We start from the raw sequence: 22,478 nt of genomic DNA, 5'->3' as shown, positions 1-22,478 counted from the left end.
TAGTCGGTTAGCCCCGCGCGGCTGTCAACAAGCCGTCCCGCATGGCGCCGCGGATAAACGCCTGCCAATCAAGGCGAGCATGAGGCGGGGCCCCTTCCACCCGAACGGTGCGTTTTGACGCACGGTGTGGCGAGAGGCATGAATTGCCTTGGGTCTGCCGATGTGGTTTAGACACGTTCCAAGTTTCAAGCGCTCCGAGGTTGAGTCGGGGCGGCGTTTCGCTATGCCGCATTTGACACCTCAACCCGCGCTAGAATACCGGACCAGACGGGATCTCAAGGGGGTTTTAGGTGACCGGCAAACTACTGAGTTCGATTGGCTCGCTCGGAGCCGCAGCCCTTGCGCTTCTGCCGATGGTGGCAACTGCGCAGGAGCAAGGCCATCCGGTGCCCGGTCAGATCGGGCTGCAGCCCTCCGTGACCCCGATCATGGATTCCATCCACGCCTTCCACGATGGCCCGCTGCTGTGGACTGCCGTGCTGATCGCAGTGCTCGTTCTGGTGCTGCTGATCGTCGTGATCGTACGGTTCAATGCCAGGTCGAACCCCAAGCCGTCCTCCACCACGCACAACACGCTGGTCGAGATCGTCTGGACCGTCGTGCCGATCCTGATCCTCGTGATCATCGCAATCCCGTCCTTCGCGGTGCTGACCGATCAGCTCACCGTCCCCGATGGGCAGCGCAAGTATCTCGGCTCGAACATCTTCTCGTTCGGCGACGTCGAGGTTCCGGCCCCCGAGCTGACGGTCAAGGCGACCGGCCAGCAGTGGTACTGGGACTTTGAATATGTCGACCAGGGCAAGTCGCTCTCGTCCAACATCCTCCAGGAAGTCGACAAGGACGGTAAGGACCGCCCGCACCTGAAGCCCAATCAGCCGCGCCTGCTCGCGGTGGATTACGAGCTGGTAGTTCCCGTCGACACCACCGTGCGCGTTCAGGTGACCGCCGATCCGTCGGGCGTGATTCACGCCTTCGCCGTGCCCTCGTTCGGCATCAAGATCGACGCCGTTCCCGGCAAGCTCAACGAGACGTGGTTTAATGCCCGCAAGACCGGCATCTACTATGGTCAGTGCTCGGAACTGTGCGGCAAGGACCATGCCTTTATGCCGATCGCTGTGCGCGTCGTGACGAAGGAAGAATTTGCGGCCTGGATGGCAGCGTTCGAGGCGGGTACCGTCGACGACGCCAACGCCACCCTGCCTGCACTCAGCTAAGGACCCGTGCGCGGGTCCTCGACCCGGCGCCCCAGGTGATACGAAAAGGGATCGCTCAGAATGGCCGATACTCACGCTTTGGAAGCCCATGATGACCACGGCCACGCCGCGGCGCATGATCATGGCCATCCGACCGGCTGGCGGCGCTACGTCTATTCGACCAATCACAAGGACATCGGCACGATGTACCTTATCTTCGCGATCGTCGCGGGGGTGATTGGTGGTCTGCTTTCGGGCGCCATGCGCCTCGAGCTGCAGGAACCCGGTATCCAGATCTTCCACGGCCTTGCCGCGATGGTCTACGGCACGTCGGGCGATGCCGCGCTCGATGCCGGCAAGCACATGTACAACGTGTTCACCACCGCTCACGCGCTGATCATGATCTTCTTCATGGTGATGCCGGCGATGATCGGCGGGTTCGGCAACTGGTTCGTGCCGCTGATGATCGGCGCGCCGGACATGGCCTTCCCGCGCATGAACAACATCTCGTTCTGGCTGCTCCCGCCGGCTTTCCTGCTGCTGGTCCTCTCGATGTTCTTCGAGGGCCCCGCGGGCGCCTACGGCACCGGCGGCGGCTGGACCATCTACCCGCCGCTGTCGACATCCGGGCAGCCCGGCCCAGCGATGGACTTTGCCATCCTGGCCCTGCACATCGCCGGCGCCTCCTCGATCCTGGGCGCCGTCAACTTCATCACCACCATCTTCAACATGCGCGCGCCGGGCATGACCCTGCATCGCATGCCGCTGTTCCCGTGGTCGGTGCTGGTGACCGCCTTCCTGCTGCTGCTGTCGCTCCCGGTTCTCGCCGGGGCGATCACCATGCTGCTGACCGACCGCAACTTCGGCACCCACTTCTTTGCGCCTGAGGGCGGCGGCGATCCGATCCTGTTCCAGCACCTGTTCTGGTTCTTCGGTCACCCCGAGGTGTACATCCTGATCCTGCCGGGCTTCGGCATCGTCAGCCACATCGTCTCGACCTTCTCGCGCAAGCCCGTCTTCGGCTACCTCGCGATGGTCTACGCCATGATCGCCATCGGCGGCGTCGGCTTCATCGTGTGGGCGCACCACATGTATACCGTCGGCATGTCGCTCGACGTGCAGCGCTACTTCGTGGCCGCCACCATGGTCATCGCGGTGCCCACGGGCGTGAAGATCTTCTCGTGGATCGCCACCATGTGGGGCGGCTCCATCAGCTTCCGTACGCCAATGCTCTGGGCGATCGGCTTCATCTTCCTGTTCACCGTCGGCGGTGTGACCGGTGTGGTGCTCGCCAATGCCGGTGCCGACCGTGCGCTACACGACACCTATTATGTAGTGGCACATTTCCACTACGTGCTGTCGCTGGGCGCCGTGTTCGCCATCTTCGCCGCCTGGTACTACTGGTACCCCAAGATGTTCGGCATCATGTACAACGAGACGCTGGCCAACATCCATTTCTGGATCACCTTCGTCGGCGTGAACGTGATCTTCTTCCCGCAGCATTTCCTCGGCCTCGCCGGCATGCCGCGTCGCTACATCGACTATCCCGATGCTTTCGCGCTGTGGAACCGCGTCTCCTCGGTCGGCTACTACATCACCTTCGCCGGCTTGGTGCTGTTCCTCTACATCCTGTTCGAGGCCGCTCGTAAGAAGCGTCCGGCTCCGGCCAATCCCTGGGGTGATGGTGCGACCACTCTCGAGTGGACGCTGTCGTCGCCGCCGCCGTTCCACCAGTTCGAGACGCTGCCGCGTATCGGCGCCGACACGAACCACTGATCCAAGAACCTGTGGCGGGGCTTCCGGGCCCCGCTGCCACAAGGGCGAGAGACATTGGCCTACGTGCACCACAGCAATGAGATCTCGACCCACGCCCACGAGGCGCGGGTTGAAGACTATCTCGCGCTGTTGAAGCCGCGGGTGATGTCGCTGGTGGTGTTCACCGCCCTCGTCGGCATGCTGCTCGCCCCCGTCGGCATCAATCCCTTCGTCGGCGCGGTCGCCATTCTCTGCATCGCCATCGGGGCAGGGGCCTCGGGCGCGCTGAACATGTGGTACGACGCCGACATCGACGCGCTGATGAGCCGTACCGCCAACCGGCCCATCCCGGCCGGCCGCATGGAACGCGATCACGCCCTGGCTTTCGGCCTCGTGCTGTCGGTCTTTTCGGTGTGCCTGCTCGGCCTCGCCACCAACTGGGTTGCCGCGGGTCTCCTAGCTTTCACCATCTTCTTTTACGCCGTGATCTACACGATGTGGCTGAAGCGCTCGACGCCGCAGAACATCGTCATCGGCGGCGCCGCCGGCGCCTTCCCGCCAATGGTCGGCTGGGCCGCTGTCACCGGCACCATCAGCATCGAATCCGTCGTGCTGTTCCTCATCATCTTCCTGTGGACGCCGCCGCATTTCTGGGCGCTGGCGCTCTACAAGCAGTCGGACTACGGCGCCGCCGGCATCCCGATGATGCCCAACGTGGCGGGCGAGGCCTCCACCAAGCTGCAGATCCTCGCCTACTCGGTGGTGCTGGTTGCCTCGACGCTGGTGCCTGGCTGGCTCGGCTTCATGGGCGTGATCTACACCGCTACCGCCGTCGCGACCGGCATTGGCTTCCTCTGGTTCGCCTGGGTCCTCTTCCGCACCACCGAGACGGTGGCGATGAAGAAGGCCGGCCGCGCCCTGTTCACTTACTCGCTGAGCTATCTCTTCGTGATCTTCCTGGCGCTGATCACCGATCACGTAGCCACCACCTTGGGATGGCTCTGATGGCTGAACCAGTCAAACGCGACGAAGAGGCCGAGCTGGCTGCCCGCCGCCGCCGGCGCTCGATTGCGCTCGGCCTCGCCCTCGGCGCCTTCGTCATCATCGTCTACGTGCTGACCATCGTGAAGATGGGTCCCGCCGTGCTCGACCGGCCGCTTTGACATGACCGACGCTTCGCTCCCGAACAGTCACCGCAACCGCCACGTCGCCCTGACGCTGCTGGTTGTGGTTGCCCTGATGGTAGGCGCGGCTTATGCGGCCGTGCCGCTCTACGCACTGTTCTGTCAGGTCACCGGGCTGGGCGGCACCACGCAGGTTTCCGCCGGCAACCCCAAGGGCGCCATCGCCCGCGAGATGACCGTGCGCTTCGACTCCAATGTCGAGGGTGGCCTGCCCTGGACCGTCACACCCGCCAAGCCCGTCACCGACAAGATCGGCAACGTCGAGACGGTGACGTTCACAGCCCACAATTCTTCGAACAAGCCGATCACCGGCCAGGCGATCTTCAACGTCACGCCGGAGCAGACCGGTATCTACTTCAACAAGATCGAGTGCTTCTGCTTCACCGAGCAGACGCTGCAGCCCGGCGAAACCGTCGAGATGCCGATCGTCTTCTTCGTCGACCCCGATATTGCCGAGAATGGCGATCTCGATACCGTTCGCGATATCACCCTGTCCTATACATTCTACGCCGTTAAGAGCGAGGGAAGCTGACCATGGCTGCGCACGCCAAGCCCAACCACGACTATCACCTGGTAAACCCCAGTCCCTGGCCCTTCGTCGGCTCGGTGTCCGCCTTCGTCATGGCGCTCGGCGCCATCCTGTGGTTCCACGAGATCCTGCCGCCATACCTGCTGATCGTGGGTTTCATCGGCGTGCTCTACACCATGTATGCGTGGTGGAGCGACGTCATCAAGGAAGGCAAGGCCGGCGACCATACCCCGGTGGTGATGATGCATCACCGCTATGGCATGATGCTGTTCATCGCTTCCGAAGTGATGTTCTTCGTCGCCTGGTTCTGGGCCTACTTCGACGGTTTCTTCAACCAGGAGGCCCACGAGCAGTACGCCCGCATTGCGGCCCTGGGCACCACCTGGCCGCCGACCGGCGTCGAGCTGTTCAACCCCTGGCACCTACCGCTGTTCAACACGCTGATCCTCCTGACCTCGGGCACTGCGGTGACCTGGGCCCACCATGCGCTGCTTCACAAGGACAAGCGCGGCCTCGTCTGGGGCCTGGTGATCACCATCGCGCTCGGCGCGCTGTTCACCTGCGTGCAGGCGCTCGAGTATTCCGAGGCCGGGTTCCTGTTTGGCGGCGAGGGTGCGAACATCTACGGCGCCACCTTCTTCATGGCCACCGGCTTCCACGGTTTCCACGTGCTGATCGGTACGATCTTCCTGATCGTCTGCCTGATCCGCGCCATGCGCGACAGCTTTACCCCCGAGCATCACCTCGGCTTCGAGTTCGCCGCCTGGTACTGGCACTTCGTTGACGTGGTCTGGCTGTTCCTGTTTGCCTCGATCTACGTCTGGGGCAGCTGGGGCGTGACGCTCAACCACTGAGGTGGACCTGCTAGGATCTTCAAAGGGCGCGGCTCCAGCCGCGCCCTTTGCCTTTTGGCCTGCGCGACAATGACGCGTCCCGCGCTTTCCGGATGTGATAGAAACCCGCCATGACCGAGCCCACCTCCGAACGCCTCCCATCTCCCTTCGCCACCGGCCTTGCCTGCCGCTGCCCGCGCTGCGGTGAGGGACCACTATTCTCGGGCTTCCTAAAGCCCATGAAGCGTTGCGAGAGCTGCGGCCTCGACCTCAGCTTTGCCGAGGGCACTGAGGGGCCGGCGGTGTTCATCATCCTGATCGTCGGCTTCGTCATCGTCGGAGCGGCTGCCGCCGTCGAAGGGCTGTTCCACCCGCCGCCGTTCGTTCACCTGCTGCTCTGGCTCCCTGGCACGGTGATTCTGTCGCTGCTGCTGCTTCGGCCGTTCAAGGCGACGATGATCGCGCTGCAATACCACAACAAGGCCGGTGAAGGTCGTCTCGATGGCTGACGACATCACGGCCGAGCGGCGGCCCTCGCGCCTGCTGTTCTGGGGCTTCATCGCCTTCATGCTGGTGCTGATGGTGCTGTTCACCGTCCTCGGCATCTGGCAGGTCGAGCGCCTCGGCGAGAAGGAACGGCTGATCACCAACGTGGCGTCGCGCATGGACCAGCCGCCCGAGCAGCTGCCGCCGCTCGCCGAGTGGGGCGCCTTCGACGCGGAAGCCTGGGACTATCGCCCGGTCATCGCCTCCGGCACCTTCCTGCCGTCCGAAACCGTGCTGGTCTTCACCAGCCTTGCCGATCAGCACGGTAAGCTCTCCGGTCCCGGCTACTGGGTGATGACACCCCTGGCGCTCGCTGCCGGCGGCACTGTCTTCATCAACCGTGGCTTCGTCCCGCAGGAGTCGGCCGAGGCGTTCGCCGCCGGTGGTGTGGTTGAACCCGGCCTTGTCAGCCTTACCGGCATCGCCCGAGCCACCGAGGCCATCACCAGCTTCACGCCGGCTCCCGACACGGCCAAGCGTGTCGAATGGGTGCGCAACACCGACCGGCTGGCCTCGCTCGCGGGGGCGGTGCCCCAGCCTGTCGCGCCGATCTACATCGACCTTCCGGCCAGCCCCGGCGGGGCCTTGCCGCAGGGCGGGGAGACCACCGTTAGCTTCCCCAACAACCATCTCGGCTATGCCATCACCTGGTTCGGCTTCGCCACGCTGGTGCCGTTCCTGCTCTGGTTCTGGGCCCGCCGGCAACGGCCGCCACAGCCACCCAAGCGATGATACAAGCCATGAAACTTGCGGCGCAGCCCCAGTTTCAATAGGGTGCGGCGCAATCCCAAACCGCGTGCTGCAGCAGGCACGTGTGAGAACAAGGCGGGGCGCTTTCCCTACATGCAGTTCGTTTCTACGCGCGGCGGGGCGGTCGTGCCCGGCTTTTCAGACGCTGTTCTCGCGGGTCTAGCGAGCGACGGCGGCCTCTTCGTCCCCCAAACCTGGCCCCAGATCACCCCCAGCGAGATCGCGGCCTACGCCAACCGCCCCTATGCCGAAGTCGCCTTCGACATCATCCGCCGCTTCGTCGATGGCGAGATTCCCGATCTCGAGCTGAAGCGCATCATCGACGATGCCTACGCCACGTTCCGCCATCCCTCGGTCGCGCCGCTGGTCGAGATCGAGCCGGGGCACTTCGTCCTCGAGCTGTTCCACGGCCCGACGTTGGCGTTCAAGGACGTCGCGATGCAGTTCCTCGGGCGGGTGATGGACCACATCCTCGCCAAGCGCGGCAGCCGCGCCACCATCGTCGGCGCCACCTCCGGCGACACCGGCTCCGCCGCCATCGAGGCCTTCCGCGGCCGCGACGCCACCGACATCTTCATCCTCCACCCCGAAGGCCGCACCTCCGAAGTGCAGCGTCGGCAGATGACCACGGTGCTCGACGCCAACGTCCACAACATCGCGCTACGCGGCACGTTCGACGACTGCCAGGACATCGTCAAAGGCCTGTTCAACAACCGCCGCTTCCGCGACGCGACACAGCTGAGCGGCGTCAACTCCATCAACTGGGGCCGCATCGTCGCCCAGATCGTTTACTACTTCACTGCTGCTGCCTCGCTCGGCGCGCCGCAGCGCGAGGTGATCTTCACCGTCCCCACCGGCAATTTCGGCGACATCTTCGCGGGCTATTGCGCCGCACGCATGGGCCTGCCGATCAAGACGCTGGCCATCGCTACCAACTCCAACGACATCCTCGCCCGTACGCTCGAAACCGGGCGCTACGAGGTCACCGGTGTCCACCCTACCATCAGCCCCTCGATGGACATCCAGGTCAGCTCGAACTTCGAGCGCCTGCTGTTCGAGTCGGTCGATCGCGACGCTGACGCCGTAAAGTCCATGATGAGCGGACTGAAGCAATCCGGCGGCTTCTCCATCCCCGACAAGGGCATGGCGGCGATCCGCCGGCAGTTCGTCGCGGGCCGCACTGACGAGGCTGCGACCGCCGCGACGATCAAGGCCGTACAGACCGCCTCCGGCTACCTGCTCGACCCGCACAGCGCCGTCGGCGTTGCCGTCGCGCGCACTCTGGTAGGCGGGCCGTCGCCGGTCGTGACGCTCTCCACCGCACATCCCGCGAAATTCCCGGCGGCCGTCAAGGCAGCGGCGGGCATTGAACCGGCTTTGCCGGCGTGGTTGTCTGATCTTTATGAACGAGAAGAACGCTACACGGTGCTGGACAACGACCAGTCCGAGGTTGAGCAGTTCATTGCGGCACGGACCCGTGCTGGAGGAGCATAAGTGACTGTCAGGAGTACGACGCTTCCGAACGGTATGACCGTTTTGACCGACGACATGCCGCATCTCGAAAGCGCCTCCCTGGGCATCTGGGTCAAGGCCGGATCGCGCAGCGAAACCGAAGCCGAGCACGGCATCTCGCACATGCTCGAGCACATGGCCTTCAAGGGCACCAAGACCCGCGATGCGTTGGAAATCGCGTCAACGATCGAGAACGTCGGCGGCGACCTCAACGCCGCGACCTCGGTGGAGCACACCGGCTACTTTGCCCGCGTGCTGAAGGAAGATGTGGCGCTCTCCGCCGACATCCTCTCGGACATCCTCCAGAATTCGCAGTTCGAGCAGCACGAGCTCGATCGCGAGCAGCAGGTGATCGTCCAGGAGATCGGTGCCGCCCGCGACAACCCTGACGACCACGTCTTCGACCTGTTCCAGCAGGCGGCCTATCCGGATCAGGCCATCGGCCGCACCATCCTCGGCACCGTCGAGTCGGTGAACAGCTTCGGGCCGGACTCCATCCGCGCCTACATGGAGCGCAACTATGTGGGCGACCACATGGTGCTCTGCGCCGCCGGCAACGTCGATCACGATGCGCTGGTCGACATCGCCAACAACCGCTTCCACGACCTGAAGACCACCGGTGCTCCCGCACCGGAGAAGGCCGCCTATGTCGGGGGCGAGCAGCGTCTCATCTCGGACCACGAGCAGGCTCACATCGTGCTCGGCATGGAAGGCCGCGCCTACAATTCCGACGGCTTCTATGCGGTGCAGATCCTCGCCTCGATTCTCGGCGGCGGCATGAGCTCGCGGCTGTTCCAGGAAGTGCGCGAGAAGCGCGGCCTCTGCTACTCTGTCTACGCCTTCCACTGGGCCTTCGCCGACAGCGGCATCTTCGGCGTCGCCGCTTCGACCGGCGAGGACGAGGTCACGGACCTGCTGCCTGTCGTGCTCGATGAACTGCGCAAGGCGACCGAGACGATCTCCGACGAGGAGGTGATCCGTGTCCGCAACCAGATCCGTGCTGGCCTGCTGATGTCGCTCGAAAGCCCATCGTCCCGCGCCGGGCAACTGGCGCGCCAGCAAATCCTGTGGGGCCGCACGATTCCGCTGCAGGAGACTGTCGACCGGATCAACCGCATCACCGCGGACCGCGTGAAGCAGATCGCGCGGCAGATATTCGATGCCGGCAAGGTGTCGCTGGCGGGCATTGGCCCGGTCGCCAAGCTCCCCGACTATCGCGACATTGCGGCACAGCTCAAGAACTGAACGCGTGGCGACGGCGTCATGATGCTCACCTGGTTTGCTCGCGACGATACCCCGGTGCTGACGGGTCAGCGGGTGATCCTGCGCGCGCCGCGTACGAGTGACTACATCGCCTGGCGGGACCTGCGCCGTGCCAGCCGCGATTTCCTCAGGCCCTACGAACCCCGCTGGACCGACTCGGACCTCGGCCAGCGCGTCTATGCGTCGCGGCTGAAGCGCGGCCGCGACGAGGCCAAGGCCGGCACCGACTACGCCTTCTTCATTTTCACCCGCGAGGGCGAACTGGTCGGCGGCATCACCCTCTCCAACGTGCGGCGGCGTGCCGCGCAGTTCGTCAACCTCGGCTACTGGATGGGCCACAAGTTCGCCGGCAAGGGCTACATGACCGAGGCAGTGGGTCTCGTCGTGCCGTTCTGCTTTGAAACACTTGGACTTCACCGCATCCACGCGGCCTTCCTGCCCGACAATCAGGCCAGCCGCCGCGTCCTTGAAAAAAACGGATTCACGGAAGAGGGCTACGCCGAGAACTACCTCCAGATCGACGGCAGATGGGCCGATCATGTGCTATTCGGCCTTACCCGAGAGCGCTACGACGCGGCCGTTAGGCACTCCAGCCGGTGAATGCTTGTCCCAAGGGGGAAACCCCGCTACCTAAGTTCCCCAACCATGACGGCGGCAGGGCCATTTTTCATCTAATGCGTCACATCCTCTTCCTCGCGATGTGCATTGCGTTGGCTTTGGCCGGGAACCTTCCTGCCTCCGCTTTCGACGTCATCACCGCCCCCGAGAACGTCAACGCCGTGAACCTCACCGGCGTGGTCGATATCGTTCCCGGCGACGCAGGCAAGGTGCAGCTCTCCACCGCCGCCGGTGAAGACGGGATCATCCGCCGCATCGAAGTGCTGGCTTCCGTAGGCGGCAGCAACCCGAACTGGGCGCTGTTCGCGCTGCGCAACGATTCCGACGTGCAGCTCGAGCGCTTGCTGGTGGCGCCATTCTTCCGCCTGCCCGGCTCGGGCGTGTTCCGCCCCGATCTCGGTGCCGAGCGCATCAAGGTGCTGACCCCGAGCGCCGGCCTCAGGCCGACCCGCCTCACCGACCGCGAAGCGGACGTCTTCGAGGTGGTGCTCGACCCGGGCGCCACCGTGACCTTCGTCGCAGAGCTGTCGAACGGCTCGCTGCCGGAACTCTACTTGTGGAAACCCGACGCCTATCGCGACTACGTCAACTCGTTCACGCTGTTCCGCGGCGTGGTACTGGGTGTTGCGGCGCTGGCGGCGGTGTTCCTCACCATCATGTTCGTGGTGAAGGGGCGCGGGATCTTCCCGGCGACGGCGGCGTTCTCATGGGCCGTGCTGATCTACCTGCTGGTCGATTTCGGCGTGCTCGGACCTTTGCTGGGCATCTCCAACGGGGCCATGCAACCGTTCCGGGCGGCGGCGGAGGCAGGCATCGCCACGACGCTGTTCGGCTTCCTGTTCATCTATTTGAACCTCCACCGCTGGCACCTGCGCTTCATCCACTTGGCGCTGGCGCTCGTGGTGGTGTTCCTCGCGCTCTTCGGCTTCGCCTTCTTCCAGCCCTCGATCGCCGCGACCGTGGCGCGGCTGGTGCTGGCGCTGCTCGGGGTCACCGGCTTCTTCCTGATTCTCTTGCTGGCGCTGCGCGGCTACGACCGGGCGGTGCTGCTGGTGCCGACCTGGGTCATCTACATCGCCTGGCTGTTCTACGCCTGGCTGGTGGTCACCGGTCAGGTGTCGAACGACGTGGCGCAGCCGGCGGTGGCGGGCGGCCTCGTGCTCATCGTCATGCTGCTCGGCTTCACCTCGGTGCAGCACGCCTTCTCCGAGGGGCAGGTGTCGATCGGCACGCTGTCCGAAGTGGAACGACGGGCACTGGCGCTCACCGGCTCGGGCGACTTCGTTTTCGACTGGAACATCGAGCGCGACCGCGTCTCGGTCTCCGATGAACTCGGCACCCGTCTCGGCGAGCGGCGTGGTGCGCTGCGCGGCTCGATCAAGCGCTGGCTCGACCGAGTGCATCCGGAGGATCGCGACCGCTTCCGCACCGCCTTCGACACGCTGGTGGAACTGCGCCGCGGCAAGGTCTCGGCCGACGTGCGCCTCACTGCCCACGACGGCAGTTTCCGCACCATGCGCATGCGCGTGAAGCCGGTGCTCGGCGGCGACGGCCAGGTCAACCGCATCGTCGGCACCCTGCAGGACGTCAACGAGGACCGCGCCAGCCGCGAGCGCCTGCTGCACGACGCCGTGCATGACAGCCTGACGGGTCTGCCCAACAAGCACTTGTTCCTCGACCGGCTGGAGCGCGCCCTGGTCCGTGCCCGCCTGCCCAACGGCACCAAGCCCGCGGTGTTCCTCATTGATATCGATCGCTTCACCGAGCTCGAGGAGCGGGTTGGGCACTCCGCCGCCGACTCCGTGCTGTTGGCGATCTCCCGCCGCGTCGCCCGCGTCATGCGCCCGCTCGATACGGTCGCGCGCCTCGGCGGCGACCAGTTCGGCGTGATTCTCGCCTCCGAGCAGGCCGCCGGCAAGATCGCCGAGACCGCCGAGCAGATCCGCAAGGCCCTGAAGTCGCCCTTCAACTTCGGCGAGCGCGACCTGAGCCTCACCGCCTCGATCGGCGTCACCATCTATGACGGCAACCCGGTCGCCGCGCCCGACGTGCTGCGCGATGCCGAGCTCGCCATGTACTACGCCAAGCGCCTGGGCGGCGACCGCATCGAAGCCTTCCGCGCCTCCGCCCGTTCCATCGCCGCCTATTCCAAGGCCGGCGAAGAGGACCTCGACCGCGGGCTGCGCCATGGCGAGCTGGCGGTGCAGTTCCAGCCGATCATGGACATCCATTCTGGCACGATCGCTGGATGTGAGGCGCTGATGCGCTGGAATCATCCGCAGCGTGGCGTGGTTCCGCCCGAGGAGTTCGTGCCGCTGGCCGAGCGCACCGGGCTGATCGAGCGCCTCGGCCGCGTCGCGTTCGAGCAGGCCGCCGGGCAGGCCCGCGAATGGGCGGCATCGCTGCCGCTGCCCGAGGATTTCTTCGTCTCGGTGAACCTGTCGCCGGCGCAGCTTGCGACGGAATCGCTGCTCAACGACATGCGCGCGCTGGTCTCCGACCACCGCCAGATCGCCCGCCACCTGAAGCTGGAGATCACCGAGAGCCAGGTGATGAGCAACCCCGAGCACTCGGCCTATGTGCTGAACGCGCTGCGCGCCCTCGGCCTCCGCCTCGCGCTCGACGATTTCGGCACAGGACACTCATCGCTCAGCTACCTGCACCGCTTCCCATTCGACACCATCAAGATCCCCGCTGCCTTCGTGCAACTGGGCGACGACAGCGGCATGAGCCACACCCAGGTGCCGATCATCCGCGCCATCATTACGCTGGCGACGGAACTCGACCTCAGCGTCATCGCTGAGGGTGTCGAGACCATCGAGGAAATCGAGCGGCTGCAGCAGCTCAACTGCCAGTACGCCCAGGGCTACGCCTTCGGCGCCGCCATGAGCGGCGCGGAACTCGGCAAGCGCCTGCAGAGCCAGTTCAGCGGCAAGTAGGGCGCGGCGCTACCCGCGGTCTCTCCACCATCACCGGCCGTCACCCCGGCGAAAGCCGGGACCCCGTTCAACCATGCCCCGCCGTCGCGCTCAGCGTCGCCCGCGTGATCCCCAAGCTCGCCAGCGCTGCGTCGTAACGGTTCTCGATCGGCAGCCCGAACAGCAGTTCGCGTGAGAATGGCACCGTCAGCCAGCCATTGCCCTGTATTTCGGTCTCGAGCTGCCCCGGGCTCCAGCCGCAATAGCCGAGCGCGAACAGCGCCTCGCTCGGCGAGTTCTTGAAGGCCATGGCCTTGAGGATGTCGAGCGTCGCCGTGAGGCAGATGTCGTCGGTGACTTCGTAGGAGTTGCCGACGCGGAAATAGTCGGACGAGTGCAGCACGAAACCGCGGCTCTTCTGCACCGGGCCGCCGCGCAGCACCTTGCGGTTGCGCACTTCGTCGGGCAGCTGGATGAGTTCGTCTTTCTCGCCGAGCTGCAGCTCTTCGAGGATATCGGCGAACTTCATGTCCTCGAGGCTCTGGTTGATCACCAGCCCCATGGCTCCTTCTTCGCCGTGCCCGACCAGATAGACGACGGTATCGCGGAAACGGTCATCGCCCATGTCCGGCATGGCGACGAGAAACTGGCCCCTGAGCGACTCCATGACGACATCTCCTGGCACCGGCTTGGCCGGATGCCTCTAATCTAGACCCGGCCCGGGCACTCTGCCTAGCTTCACGAAGACCTGATCCGCCTTTCTATTTAGGGTGCGCTCGGCTATCCGGAAACCCATGCGCACCCCGGCAGTTCTGCTTATCGCCGCCCTCAGCCTCCCCGCCACGGCGGCCGAAACGCCGTGGCAGGATGTTGCCCCCGATGCGAGGGTCCGGCTGATCTCGTCCGATGTGCTGAAGTCCGACGGCACCACCACGGTGGCGCTCGAGATTGACATGCCGATGGCCACCAACACCTATTGGCGGGTGCCCGGTGAAACCGGCATTCCGACCACCTTCGATTTCAGCGGCTCCACCGGCGTGCTCAGCCACGAAGTGCTGTGGCCGTTCCCGTTGCGCGAGACCAAGACCGGCTATGTTGATTTCGTCTATCGCGGCCCGACGGTGCTGCCGGTGGACCTGAAGCTCGATGGTGCGGCCACCAACCTCAAATTGCAGGTGGTGATGGGCGTCTGCTCCGACATCTGCGTGCCGGTGACGGCAAGCTTCGACCTGCCGTTGTCCTTTGCTACCCCCGACCGGGTGCAGGGGCTGCGCATCGCGCAGGCGCTAGCGCTTACACCGATGCCCTGGGAAGACCCGCGCGACCCGATCGCCTGGGTGGGGCTGGACACCGCGAGCGGCGCGCTGGCGGTGCAGGTCAGCGACCCTGAGGTCGACCCGCAATCGCTCATCGCCGATGCCGGAGAAGGTGGGCAACTCTTTGGTGCGCCGCAAAAAAGCCCGGATGGAAAACTAGTCCTCCTGCCACTGCTCGGGGGAGAAAGTAGCCGCGACGTGGAGGGCATGCCCGTCCGGCTCACATTCATGACCGAAATGGGTCCGTTCTCGGTCGAGCGGCGGATTTCGTCCGCCGGGTCGACGGCAGCGGACGACTGATCTAAGGTCCCTCGCGCCCGGGTTCCGGGTGTTCGAGTTTTGGTCATGGGGAGCTAGCACAGAGATGACGATCCAGCCCGGCGACAGGATTCCGTCCGTTCCCGTCAAGCTCGTGACCAGCGGCGACACTGTCGATACCACCGCCGACGCCGTGCTCGGCACCGGCAAGATCGTGTTCTTCGGCGTGCCGGGCGCCTTCACCCCGACCTGCGACACCTCGCACCTGCCTGGCTTTGTCGCCAACACCGCGAAATTCAAGGCGCTCGGCGTCGACCGCGTCGTCTGCGGCACTGTCAACGACCACCATGTGACTAAGGCCTGGGGACAGCGTTCCGAGGCCCTGGGCAAGGTCGATTTCATCGCCGATGCCCACGCCCAGTTGGCCGATGCGCTTGGGCTGGACAAGACATCCAACGATCTTGGCAAGCGCTTCGCGCGTTTCGCCATGATCATCGAGAACGGCGTCGTTAAGGACCTCTTCGTGCAGGATGTGGCAGGAGTGACCGTCAGCGGCGCGCCGGCTGTGCTGCTGGCCCTCGAAGCGTCGCGAGTAAGTGCGTAAGGAGCAGTCGCATGGGGTTTGTTGAAGTGGCGGCGACGCAGGGCGCACGGCTGGTTTCGATTGGCGCAGTGGCGCTTGCGCTCTCGGCCTGCTCGATGGGCAATATGTTCGCGCCCGCCGCGAGCGGTCCGTCTCCCATGCAGACCGCCAACCCCACGCAGCAGGAACTGGCAACCGCCAGCACCAATGCGCTGCCCGCCATCGCCACCGAATGCCCGCCGATCAAGGTGCGGCTGGGCGGCGAAGCGCTGTTCTACTACGGCAAGGGCAAGGTGGGTGACGCGCGCGCGCTGAACTACCAGGCGGTGATCGAGAAGCAGTCGCGCAACTGCGTGGTGTCCAACGGGCTGATCACCGTGAAGATGGGTATCGTCGGCCGCCTGTTGCTCGGGCCCGCCGGCAACCAGACCAATGTCAACGTGCCGGTGCGTTTCGCGGTGGAACGCGACGAAGTTCCGCTGTTCTCCGAGCGCTACGAAATCCCCGTCACCATCACGCCGCCGAACCAGTCGGAAGAGTTCGTGAAGGTGGTCGAGAACGTCGCTATCCCCTACACCGGCGGCGAGCAGATCGTGATCTGGGTCGGCTTCGACAGCTGACGTGACTGTATAGCCGGCGAGGGGCGGATTGACTCCGCCCCGTAAACCCGGCTTAGCATACCTCGACTGCGGGAGAGTCCGGCTTCGCGCCGGCGCCGAAGGAGCAACCGCCCCGGAAACTCTCAGGCAACCGGACCGTAGTCAGACTGAACTCTGGAAAGCGGGTGACCACACCCCACCGAAGGAGCAACTCGCCCATAGGCGGCGAGGAAATCTCTCAGGTTAGCGGACAGAGGGGGCACGAACGCGGGGGCGGTTGCTCACGCGTTGCTGTGCAGTCAACCCCTGGTGTCCCAATGGCCGAACAACCTGCAGACGACCTCAAGACCGTAGTCCTCAACGACAAGCACGTTGCGCTTGGCGGGCGAATGGTGCCGTTCTCCGGCTATTCGCTGCCGGTGCAATACCCCGCCGGCATCATCGCCGAGCACAAATGGACCCGCGAGCATGCGGGGCTGTTCGATGTCTCGCATATGGGCCCGAGCTTCCTCGTGCTCGATCACAAGTCGGGCGACGGCGAAGCCGACCACGCGGCGGTGGCCGAAGTGGTGGAGCCGCTGATCTGCGGCGACATCAAGGGGCTGAAACCCGGGCAAATCCGCTACACGCTGCTGCTCAACGAGGCGGGTGGCACCTATGACGACCTGATGGTCGCCCGACCAGCAGCCGAGGGCTGGGGCGGGGCGCTCTACATCGTGGTCAATGCCGGCACCAAAGAAGCCGATTTCCAGCGCATCGCCACAGCGGCGCTGGGGCGGGCGACGCTCAACCGCTCGGACCACGCGGCGCTGCTGGCGTTGCAGGGGCCGGAGGCGGCGGCGGTGATCGACGCGATCGTGCCCGCAGCCGCCGAACTGGGCTTCATGCACTACGGCTCGTTCGACTGGCGGGACACCAAGCTGGTGATCTCGCGCTCCGGCTATACCGGCGAGGACGGCTTTGAAATCCTCGTCGATCCGGAGCACGCCGCCGCCTTCTGGGATACGCTGCTCGCCGATAACAGGGTGAAGCCGATCGGCCTCGGCGCCCGCGACAGCCTGCGGCTCGAGGCCGGGCTGCCGCTTTATGGCCACGACCTCGATGAGACCATTTCGCCTGTCGAGGCCGGCCTAAACTTCGCCATCTCGAAACGCCGCCGCGAGGCTGCGGATTTCCCCGGCGCGCAGCGCATCCTCGCCGAACTTGGCGGGGTGCTGGAGCGCGTCCGGGTCGGGCTGACGGTGGAGGGCGCGCCGGCCCGTGAAGGCGCTGCGATCCTCGACCAGTACGGCGCCGAGATCGGCGTCGTCACCTCGGGCGGCTTCGCCCCGAGCCTCAGCCGCGCCATCGCCATCGGCTTCGTGCCGCCAGACCACGCCGCCCCCGGCACCAAACTGCAGGTGATGGTGCGCGGCAAGACCCAGGCGGCGGAAGCCGTCGCCACCCCATTCGTTCCCCATCGCTATGTCCGGAAGGCCAGCAAATGACCAAGTTCACCAAGGACCACGAGTACATCACCCAAGAGGGCTCCATCGGCACCGTGGGGATCACGCCCTACGCCCAGGAACAGCTGGGCGACATCGTCTATGTCGAGCTGCCCAAGGTGGGCCAGAAGCTGAAGGCCGGCGACGAGGCCGCGGTAGTGGAATCGGTGAAAGCCGCCTCCGAGATCTACTCCCCAGTCTCCGGCACCGTCACCGCCGTCAATGAGGCGCTCTCGGGCGAACCCGGCCTCATCAACTCGTCGCCAGAAGCCGATGGCTGGATCTTCAAGCTCCAGCTCGACAACCCCGCTGAGCTCGACGGGCTGATGGACGCCGACGCCTACGCCAAGCTGACTGCCTGAGGATTTCGATGCGCTACCTTCCCCATTCCGAGCACGAGCGGGCCGATATGCTCGCCGTCATCGGCGCCAAGACCGCCGCTGACCTCTTCGCCCGCGTGCCGCGCTCAGCCCTGCTGACCGAGTCGGTGAACCTGCCCGCACACTCGCCCGAGTTCCTCGTCGAAGCGCACATGAAGGCGCTGGCCGGCCGGAACCACGCGGCTGGCGATGGCCCGTTCTTCATCGGCGCCGGCGCCTACCGGCACCACGTGCCGGCGAGCGTCGATCACCTGATCCAGCGTTCGGAATGGCTCACGGCCTATACGCCGTACCAGCCGGAGGTCTCGCAGGGGACGCTCCAGATGCTGTTCGAGTTCCAGACCCAGGTGGCGCATCTCACCGGCATGGAGGTCGCCAACGCCTCGATGTATGACGGCTCGACCGCTACAGCCGAGGCCGTGCTGATGGCGCGCCGGCTGACCCGCCGCAACCGCATTGTGCTGTCGGGCGGATTGCACCCGCACTATCGCGACGTGGTGCGGACCTATCTCGGCGACGGCCCAGATTTGATCTGTCTGCCGGCTTCCCCGGAAGGGCAGGGCGACATCCTCAACCGCATCGATGGCGAGACCGCCGCGATCGTGGTGCAGACGCCGGACTTCTACGGCCACCTGCGCGATCTGCGCGCCGCCGCCGACGCGGCGCATGCCGCTGGAGCGCTGTTGATCGTCGTGGTGACCGAAGTGGTGTCGCTGGGCCTCATCGAGGCCCCGGGTGCACTGGGTGCCGATATCGTCGTCGCCGAGGGCCAGTCGATCGGCAACAGCCTAAACTTCGGCGGCCCCTATGTCGGGCTGATGGCGACGAAGAAGGAGTTCATCCGGCAGATGCCCGGTCGGCTCTGCGGCGAGACCGTCGATGCCGACGGCAATCGCGGCTTCGTGCTGACGCTCTCGACCCGCGAACAGCATATCCGGCGCGAGAAGGCGACGAGCAACATCTGCACCAACTCGGGGCTCTGCGCGCTGGCTTTCTCGATCCACATGTCGCTCTTGGGCGAGGCCGGACTGGTGAAACTGGCCCGCCTCAATCACCACAATGCGGTGAAGCTGGCGCGCATGCTCGGCACGGTGCCGGGCGTCGAACTGCTCAACAAGAGCTTCTTCAACGAGATGACCATCCGCCTCCCGGTCCCCGCAGCGCCGATCGTCGAACTGCTAGCCAGAGCCGACGTCCTCGCTGGCCTCCCGGTCAGCCGGCTGGAGCCGGACAATCCGGATTGCGCCAACCTCATCGTCCTCGCGGCCACCGAACTGACCACCGACGACGATATCGCGATGCTGGCCGAGTGCCTCCACGCCGCCCTCTCGGAGCAAGCCCAATGAGCATGAACAACCAGGGCCGCCCGACCGGCGTCGGCACGTCCGATTTCACCTCCGTCTCAGGCTCGTCGCTGCTCCCTAACGAGCCGCTGCTGTTCGAGATCGGCGACCGCGAGCACTCCGGCGTCGACCTGCCGGACGTGAAGATCGACGGCGCGTTCCTCGGCGGCTTCGAGCGGAAATCCGAGATCGATCTGGCAGGACTCACCGAGCCCGAGACGCTGCGCCACTATGTGCGGCTCAGCCGGCTCAACTACTCGATCGACAGCGGCATGTACCCGCTCGGCTCGTGCACCATGAAGCATAACCCGCGCCTCAACGAGAAGATGGCCCGGCTGCCAGGCTTCGCCGACATCCACCCGCTGCAGCCCGTTTCGACCGTCCAGGGCGCGCTGGCACTGATGGATGAGCTGGCGCATTGGCTGCTGACGCTGACCAACACCGCTGCCGTATGCCTGACCCCCAAGGCCGGCGCCCATGGCGAGATGGCCGGCATGATGGCAATCCGCGCCGCGCAGGAAGCGGCGGCGCAGGGGCACCGCAAGGTCGTGCTGGTGCCCGAGAGCGCCCACGGCACCAACCCGGCGACGGCGGCCTTCCTCGGCTACAGCGTGCGCTCGATCCCGGCGCGCGATGACGGCACGGTGGATGTCGAGGCTGTGAAGGCGGCGCTGAGCCCCGACGTCGCGGCGATCATGCTGACCAACCCTAATACCTGCGGGCTGTTCGAGCCGGAGGTGATTGAGATCGCCGCCGCCGTGCACGAGGCGGGCGCCTTCTTCTACTGCGATGGTGCCAACTTCAACGCCATCATGGGCGTGGTGCGGCCGGGCGATCTCGGCATCGACGCCATGCACATCAACCTGCACAAGACCTTCTCCACCCCGCATGGCGGTGGCGGGCCGGGCGCCGGCCCGGTGGTGCTGTCGGCAGCGCTGGCGCCGTTCGCGCCGGTGCCATTCGTCCGGAAAGGCGAACTGGTGGAGCACGCTGAAGGCCAGCACCTCGGCCGCATCACCGCGTTCAACGGCCAGATGGGCATGTACGTGCGCGCGCTGACCTACATGCTGAGCCATGGCGGCGACGGGCTGGCGCAGGCTGCCAAGGATGCCGTGCTCAATGCCAACTACATCAAGGCGCGGCTCGAGCGCGCCTTCTCGGTGCCGTTCCCCGGCCAGCCCTGCATGCACGAGGCGCTGTTCGACGACAGCTTCCTCGAGGGCACCGGCGTCTCGACGCTCGATTTCGCCAAAGCGATGATCGACGAGGGTTTCCACCCGATGACCATGTACTTCCCCCTGGTGGTGCATGGCGCGATGCTGGTGGAGCCGACCGAGAGCGAGAGCAAGCAGACGCTCGACCACTTCTGCGACGTGATGTTGGAACTGGCGGCGGATGCGAAATCCGGCAACAGCGCTCGCTTCACCAGCGCCCCGATGAGCGCACCGCGGCGCCGTCTCGACGAGACGCGTGCAGCGCGCTCGCCGGTGCTGAAGTGGGAACGGGCCGAGCCGCTGCCGCAGGCGGCCGAATAAGGCTCAGGCCGAACGGGCGAGCGGCAGTTCTCTGGGCGTGGTGGCGGGCTTCGCCACCACATCGGCCGCGAACCGGCCGAGCAGATCGTTGAAGACGGCGGGCTGGTCCCAGAACGGCGCGTGTCCCGCCTCGGGGATGATGTGGCAGACATTGCCCCACAGCGTGCGGTAGCGCAGGCCCGCCAGGTAGCTGAGCCGCGCGACCGGCTCATTGGCGCCGTTGACGATGGCGATCGGGATCGTGGCCTCTTCCACCGCCTGCTTCTGGTCGGCCACGTCGCCCCTGAGAAGGCTCCGCGACACCGCCGGCCTGACGCGGCCATCGGCACGCCGGATCGACTGCAGGAAGGTCGGGTCGCCGGCGCCGTGGTAGCACATCTCGTAGAAGCGCTGCGCCTCGCGCTCGCTGAAATGCTCCTTGGCTGCGAGCAGCAGGTCGAGATTGGTCTGGAACGCCTTCAGCATGGCAATGGGGCCGCGGCTGACCGGCGGCGCGCCGACCAGCATCAGACCGGTAACGCCCGGGTGTCGCGCCATCAACTCGATGCCGACATGGCCGCCAAGCGACCAGCCGAACACCACTGCGTGGTCGATCCCCTTGTGTGCGAGAACTTCGGCCACAGTGCTGGCGAGCGCGTCGACACCGTAGTCGGCCGGTGACTCGGCATCGCTCGATGCCCCATGTCCCGGCAAATCAAGCGCGATCAGGCGGTGCCGCTCGGCCAGGGGGCTGTCGAACTGCTTGCCGAACACCTTTCGCGAAGCGCCCGACCCGTGCAGCAGCACGAGCGGCTCGCCCCGGCCATCGCTTTCGCTGAGGCGGATCGAGGCAGAGCGGGTCTGCACTGTGCTGTGGTAGACGGTCATGCGGGCGTCCTTCGAGAACGACCGGACTCTGCCAGACACTCACTACGTGCCGGTCAACCGGCACGGTGAAGCAACGACGAAGCTGAAAGCTTGTATTTTACCGATATCGCTGGCGCCGCCATGCAACTGCGACTTGTTTAGCTCCCAAACACTACGTAGCGTGATTTTGAAATCGACTGGCGTCACAGGGAGAATGCGAATGGACCTGATCCTCGATCTGATCGTCAGTGCCGTCAGCCTGTCGGTGATCGCCCAGTACAGCTGGTCGCTGAAAGCGCATTTCAACTCGCCCAAAATGCCCACCGGCACCGTGGTGATCTCGGTGGTGGTGCTCGCCACCGCTGCCATCTATGTGGCCCTGCTGTGGATCGAGAGCCAGCCGCTGCTGGCAACCCTTGTCGCCCTCATGCTCGAGGGCCTCGCCATCTGGATGTTCTGGTCCGCCATCAAGGCCTCGCGGGCGGCGCGGCTGAAGATGGCCTTTGACGTGCGGAACCCGCACGGCCTCGTCACCGGCGGCCCCTACCGCTACCTGCGGCACCCGTTCTACACGTCCTATCTGATCTTCTGGATCGGTTGGGCAGTGGCGACCTGGTCGCCGTGGTCTGTCGTGCCGCTGGTCGTGATCACGGTGATCTACGTGCTCGCGGCCCTGGGTGAGGAACGGAAGTTCTCACGCACCGAAATGGCGGCGGACTATGCTGACTATCGCCGGCGCACCGGGTTCTTCTGGCCGCGGCTTGGCGGCAACCCGCAGAGTAGGTGAGCGGAGTCACCACGCCCAGGCGGCCTCGCGATGCCGCGGCGCAATTGTGAGGCCGGGCAAGGCGTTGCGAGAATCTTGCACGATTCTATCCCCCTCACTCCCCACCCATGCGATTCTCCCCCCATCCGCTGCACCGAAGCGAGATCATGACGAGTGGTTGGTGCGGGGGAGACCGGGTGGGCTGCGGGTCGCTGCAGTTCAGGCGGAAACCATCACGGCAAGGACCGGTTCGCCGGTCAAGCCGCT

The 22,478-nt window shown here is 65.4% G+C and carries 22 protein-coding genes and 1 riboswitch; of the genes, 20 read left to right on the top strand and 2 right to left on the bottom strand.

Annotation, left to right across the window (positions count from 1 at the left end; genetic code table 11):
* Nucleotides 1-353: 353 nt before the first annotated feature.
* The 12 genes from coxB to AC1DV8_RS16940 all read left to right on the top strand — a co-directional run bounded on the left by coxB (nucleotide 354) and on the right by AC1DV8_RS16940 (nucleotide 13,122).
* Nucleotides 354-1,214, top strand: a complete 861-nt coding sequence (gene coxB, locus AC1DV8_RS16995; RefSeq protein WP_477158349.1) for a cytochrome c oxidase subunit II — start codon at nucleotides 354-356, stop codon at nucleotides 1,212-1,214.
* A gap of 60 nt (nucleotides 1,215-1,274) precedes the next feature.
* Nucleotides 1,275-2,969 (top strand): cytochrome c oxidase subunit I, encoded by a 1,695-nt coding sequence (gene ctaD, locus AC1DV8_RS16990; protein ID WP_477158255.1) that lies wholly within the window; start codon nucleotides 1,275-1,277, stop codon nucleotides 2,967-2,969.
* Between the two features lie 54 nt (nucleotides 2,970-3,023).
* The gene (locus AC1DV8_RS16985; RefSeq protein WP_477158254.1) at nucleotides 3,024-3,953 is read left to right on the top strand and encodes a heme o synthase; all 930 of its coding nucleotides are present in this window, start codon (nucleotides 3,024-3,026) and stop codon (nucleotides 3,951-3,953) included.
* Nucleotides 3,953-4,111 (top strand): hypothetical protein, encoded by a 159-nt coding sequence (locus AC1DV8_RS16980; RefSeq protein ID WP_477150582.1) that lies wholly within the window; start codon nucleotides 3,953-3,955, stop codon nucleotides 4,109-4,111. Before AC1DV8_RS16985 ends, AC1DV8_RS16980 begins: the two co-directional genes overlap by 1 nt.
* A 1-nt stretch (nucleotide 4,112) precedes the next feature.
* A complete protein-coding gene (locus tag AC1DV8_RS16975) occupies nucleotides 4,113-4,664 on the top strand; it encodes a cytochrome c oxidase assembly protein (RefSeq protein WP_477158253.1) in 552 nt (183 codons plus the stop codon).
* A gap of 2 nt (nucleotides 4,665-4,666) precedes the next feature.
* On the top strand, nucleotides 4,667-5,515 hold the full coding sequence (locus AC1DV8_RS16970) for a cytochrome c oxidase subunit 3 (protein ID WP_477150584.1): 849 nt from the start codon (nucleotides 4,667-4,669) through the stop codon (nucleotides 5,513-5,515).
* Nucleotides 5,516-5,625: 110 nt separating this feature from the next.
* Nucleotides 5,626-6,003 carry a DUF983 domain-containing protein gene (locus tag AC1DV8_RS16965; protein ID WP_477150585.1) on the top strand — a complete coding sequence of 126 codons (378 nt, stop codon included), beginning with the start codon at nucleotides 5,626-5,628 and terminating at the stop codon, nucleotides 6,001-6,003.
* On the top strand, nucleotides 5,996-6,772 hold the full coding sequence (locus AC1DV8_RS16960; RefSeq protein WP_477158252.1) for an SURF1 family protein: 777 nt from the start codon (nucleotides 5,996-5,998) through the stop codon (nucleotides 6,770-6,772). The genes AC1DV8_RS16965 and AC1DV8_RS16960 overlap by 8 nt, the downstream gene beginning before the upstream one ends.
* A gap of 111 nt (nucleotides 6,773-6,883) precedes the next feature.
* Complete coding sequence (thrC, locus tag AC1DV8_RS16955; protein ID WP_477158251.1) at nucleotides 6,884-8,284, top strand: threonine synthase; 1,401 nt, start codon at nucleotides 6,884-6,886, stop codon at nucleotides 8,282-8,284.
* Nucleotides 8,285-9,547, top strand: coding sequence for a M16 family metallopeptidase (locus tag AC1DV8_RS16950; RefSeq protein ID WP_477150588.1), 1,263 nt, complete (start codon nucleotides 8,285-8,287; stop codon nucleotides 9,545-9,547).
* A gap of 18 nt (nucleotides 9,548-9,565) precedes the next feature.
* The gene (locus AC1DV8_RS16945; RefSeq protein ID WP_477150589.1) at nucleotides 9,566-10,165 is read left to right on the top strand and encodes a GNAT family N-acetyltransferase; all 600 of its coding nucleotides are present in this window, start codon (nucleotides 9,566-9,568) and stop codon (nucleotides 10,163-10,165) included.
* Nucleotides 10,166-10,239: 74 nt separating this feature from the next.
* On the top strand, nucleotides 10,240-13,122 hold the full coding sequence (locus tag AC1DV8_RS16940; protein WP_477150590.1) for an EAL domain-containing protein: 2,883 nt from the start codon (nucleotides 10,240-10,242) through the stop codon (nucleotides 13,120-13,122).
* 67 nt (nucleotides 13,123-13,189) lie between these two features.
* Here the strand turns inward: AC1DV8_RS16940 and AC1DV8_RS16935 are convergent, their stop codons facing one another.
* On the bottom strand, nucleotides 13,190-13,768 hold the full coding sequence (locus AC1DV8_RS16935; protein WP_477150591.1) for a YqgE/AlgH family protein: 579 nt from the start codon (nucleotides 13,766-13,768) through the stop codon (nucleotides 13,190-13,192).
* Nucleotides 13,769-13,895: 127 nt separating this feature from the next.
* Here AC1DV8_RS16935 and AC1DV8_RS16930 point away from each other — a divergent pair, with 127 nt between their 5' ends.
* From AC1DV8_RS16930 to gcvPB, 7 genes are all read left to right on the top strand, one after another.
* On the top strand, nucleotides 13,896-14,717 hold the full coding sequence (locus AC1DV8_RS16930) for a protein-disulfide reductase DsbD domain-containing protein (RefSeq protein ID WP_477158250.1): 822 nt from the start codon (nucleotides 13,896-13,898) through the stop codon (nucleotides 14,715-14,717).
* Between the two features lie 64 nt (nucleotides 14,718-14,781).
* Entirely contained in the window at nucleotides 14,782-15,279 is a 498-nt protein-coding gene (locus AC1DV8_RS16925; RefSeq protein ID WP_477150593.1) for a redoxin family protein, read from the top strand.
* An 11-nt stretch (nucleotides 15,280-15,290) separates the two neighbouring features.
* Nucleotides 15,291-15,878, top strand: coding sequence for a hypothetical protein (locus tag AC1DV8_RS16920; RefSeq protein ID WP_477150594.1), 588 nt, complete (start codon nucleotides 15,291-15,293; stop codon nucleotides 15,876-15,878).
* Nucleotides 15,879-15,937: 59 nt separating this feature from the next.
* Nucleotides 15,938-16,026, top strand: a riboswitch (glycine riboswitch).
* A gap of 148 nt (nucleotides 16,027-16,174) precedes the next feature.
* Complete coding sequence (gene gcvT / locus AC1DV8_RS16915; protein WP_477150595.1) at nucleotides 16,175-17,344, top strand: glycine cleavage system aminomethyltransferase GcvT; 1,170 nt, start codon at nucleotides 16,175-16,177, stop codon at nucleotides 17,342-17,344.
* The gene (gcvH, locus tag AC1DV8_RS16910) at nucleotides 17,341-17,703 is read left to right on the top strand and encodes a glycine cleavage system protein GcvH (RefSeq protein ID WP_477158249.1); all 363 of its coding nucleotides are present in this window, start codon (nucleotides 17,341-17,343) and stop codon (nucleotides 17,701-17,703) included. The genes gcvT and gcvH overlap by 4 nt, the downstream gene beginning before the upstream one ends.
* Before the next feature lie 8 nt (nucleotides 17,704-17,711).
* A complete protein-coding gene (gcvPA, locus tag AC1DV8_RS16905; protein WP_477158248.1) occupies nucleotides 17,712-19,067 on the top strand; it encodes an aminomethyl-transferring glycine dehydrogenase subunit GcvPA in 1,356 nt (451 codons plus the stop codon).
* Entirely contained in the window at nucleotides 19,064-20,599 is a 1,536-nt protein-coding gene (gcvPB, locus tag AC1DV8_RS16900; RefSeq protein WP_477158247.1) for an aminomethyl-transferring glycine dehydrogenase subunit GcvPB, read from the top strand. The genes gcvPA and gcvPB overlap by 4 nt, the downstream gene beginning before the upstream one ends.
* Before the next feature lie 3 nt (nucleotides 20,600-20,602).
* Here gcvPB and AC1DV8_RS16895 read toward each other — a convergent pair whose 3' ends face one another.
* The gene (locus AC1DV8_RS16895) at nucleotides 20,603-21,466 is read right to left on the bottom strand and encodes an alpha/beta fold hydrolase (RefSeq protein WP_477158246.1); all 864 of its coding nucleotides are present in this window, start codon (nucleotides 21,464-21,466) and stop codon (nucleotides 20,603-20,605) included.
* Nucleotides 21,467-21,665: 199 nt separating this feature from the next.
* On the opposite strand from AC1DV8_RS16895, the gene AC1DV8_RS16890 reads away from it, so the two are divergent.
* Nucleotides 21,666-22,232: a methyltransferase family protein gene (locus tag AC1DV8_RS16890; RefSeq protein ID WP_477150600.1), complete on the top strand. Its 567-nt coding sequence runs from the start codon at nucleotides 21,666-21,668 to the stop codon at nucleotides 22,230-22,232.
* Nucleotides 22,233-22,478: the final 246 nt, after the last annotated feature.

The sequence above is a fragment of the Devosia sp. P3_B2 genome (assembly GCF_056402875.1).
This window is presented reverse-complemented; position numbering and strand designations above follow the sequence as displayed.

What these genes read in the sequence shown, in the direction of transcription:
- gcvT (WP_477150595.1), top strand. Translation starts at nt 16,175, where the DNA reads ATGGCCGAACAACCTGCAGACGACCTCAAGACCGTAGTCCTCAACGAC.
- coxB (WP_477158349.1), top strand. Translation starts at nt 354, where the DNA reads ATGGTGGCAACTGCGCAGGAGCAAGGCCATCCGGTGCCCGGTCAGATC.
- AC1DV8_RS16935 (WP_477150591.1), bottom strand. Translation starts at nt 13,768, where the DNA reads ATGGAGTCGCTCAGGGGCCAGTTTCTCGTCGCCATGCCGGACATGGGC.
- gcvH (WP_477158249.1), top strand. Translation starts at nt 17,341, where the DNA reads ATGACCAAGTTCACCAAGGACCACGAGTACATCACCCAAGAGGGCTCC.
- AC1DV8_RS16945 (WP_477150589.1), top strand. Translation starts at nt 9,566, where the DNA reads ATGATGCTCACCTGGTTTGCTCGCGACGATACCCCGGTGCTGACGGGT.
- AC1DV8_RS16970 (WP_477150584.1), top strand. Translation starts at nt 4,667, where the DNA reads ATGGCTGCGCACGCCAAGCCCAACCACGACTATCACCTGGTAAACCCC.
- AC1DV8_RS16925 (WP_477150593.1), top strand. Translation starts at nt 14,782, where the DNA reads ATGACGATCCAGCCCGGCGACAGGATTCCGTCCGTTCCCGTCAAGCTC.
- AC1DV8_RS16980 (WP_477150582.1), top strand. Translation starts at nt 3,953, where the DNA reads ATGGCTGAACCAGTCAAACGCGACGAAGAGGCCGAGCTGGCTGCCCGC.
- AC1DV8_RS16895 (WP_477158246.1), bottom strand. Translation starts at nt 21,466, where the DNA reads ATGACCGTCTACCACAGCACAGTGCAGACCCGCTCTGCCTCGATCCGC.
- AC1DV8_RS16975 (WP_477158253.1), top strand. Translation starts at nt 4,113, where the DNA reads ATGACCGACGCTTCGCTCCCGAACAGTCACCGCAACCGCCACGTCGCC.
- gcvPB (WP_477158247.1), top strand. Translation starts at nt 19,064, where the DNA reads ATGAGCATGAACAACCAGGGCCGCCCGACCGGCGTCGGCACGTCCGAT.
- AC1DV8_RS16920 (WP_477150594.1), top strand. Translation starts at nt 15,291, where the DNA reads ATGGGGTTTGTTGAAGTGGCGGCGACGCAGGGCGCACGGCTGGTTTCG.
- ctaD (WP_477158255.1), top strand. Translation starts at nt 1,275, where the DNA reads ATGGCCGATACTCACGCTTTGGAAGCCCATGATGACCACGGCCACGCC.
- AC1DV8_RS16960 (WP_477158252.1), top strand. Translation starts at nt 5,996, where the DNA reads ATGGCTGACGACATCACGGCCGAGCGGCGGCCCTCGCGCCTGCTGTTC.
- thrC (WP_477158251.1), top strand. Translation starts at nt 6,884, where the DNA reads ATGCAGTTCGTTTCTACGCGCGGCGGGGCGGTCGTGCCCGGCTTTTCA.
- AC1DV8_RS16965 (WP_477150585.1), top strand. Translation starts at nt 5,626, where the DNA reads ATGACCGAGCCCACCTCCGAACGCCTCCCATCTCCCTTCGCCACCGGC.
- AC1DV8_RS16940 (WP_477150590.1), top strand. Translation starts at nt 10,240, where the DNA reads ATGCGTCACATCCTCTTCCTCGCGATGTGCATTGCGTTGGCTTTGGCC.
- gcvPA (WP_477158248.1), top strand. Translation starts at nt 17,712, where the DNA reads ATGCGCTACCTTCCCCATTCCGAGCACGAGCGGGCCGATATGCTCGCC.
- AC1DV8_RS16930 (WP_477158250.1), top strand. Translation starts at nt 13,896, where the DNA reads ATGCGCACCCCGGCAGTTCTGCTTATCGCCGCCCTCAGCCTCCCCGCC.
- AC1DV8_RS16890 (WP_477150600.1), top strand. Translation starts at nt 21,666, where the DNA reads ATGGACCTGATCCTCGATCTGATCGTCAGTGCCGTCAGCCTGTCGGTG.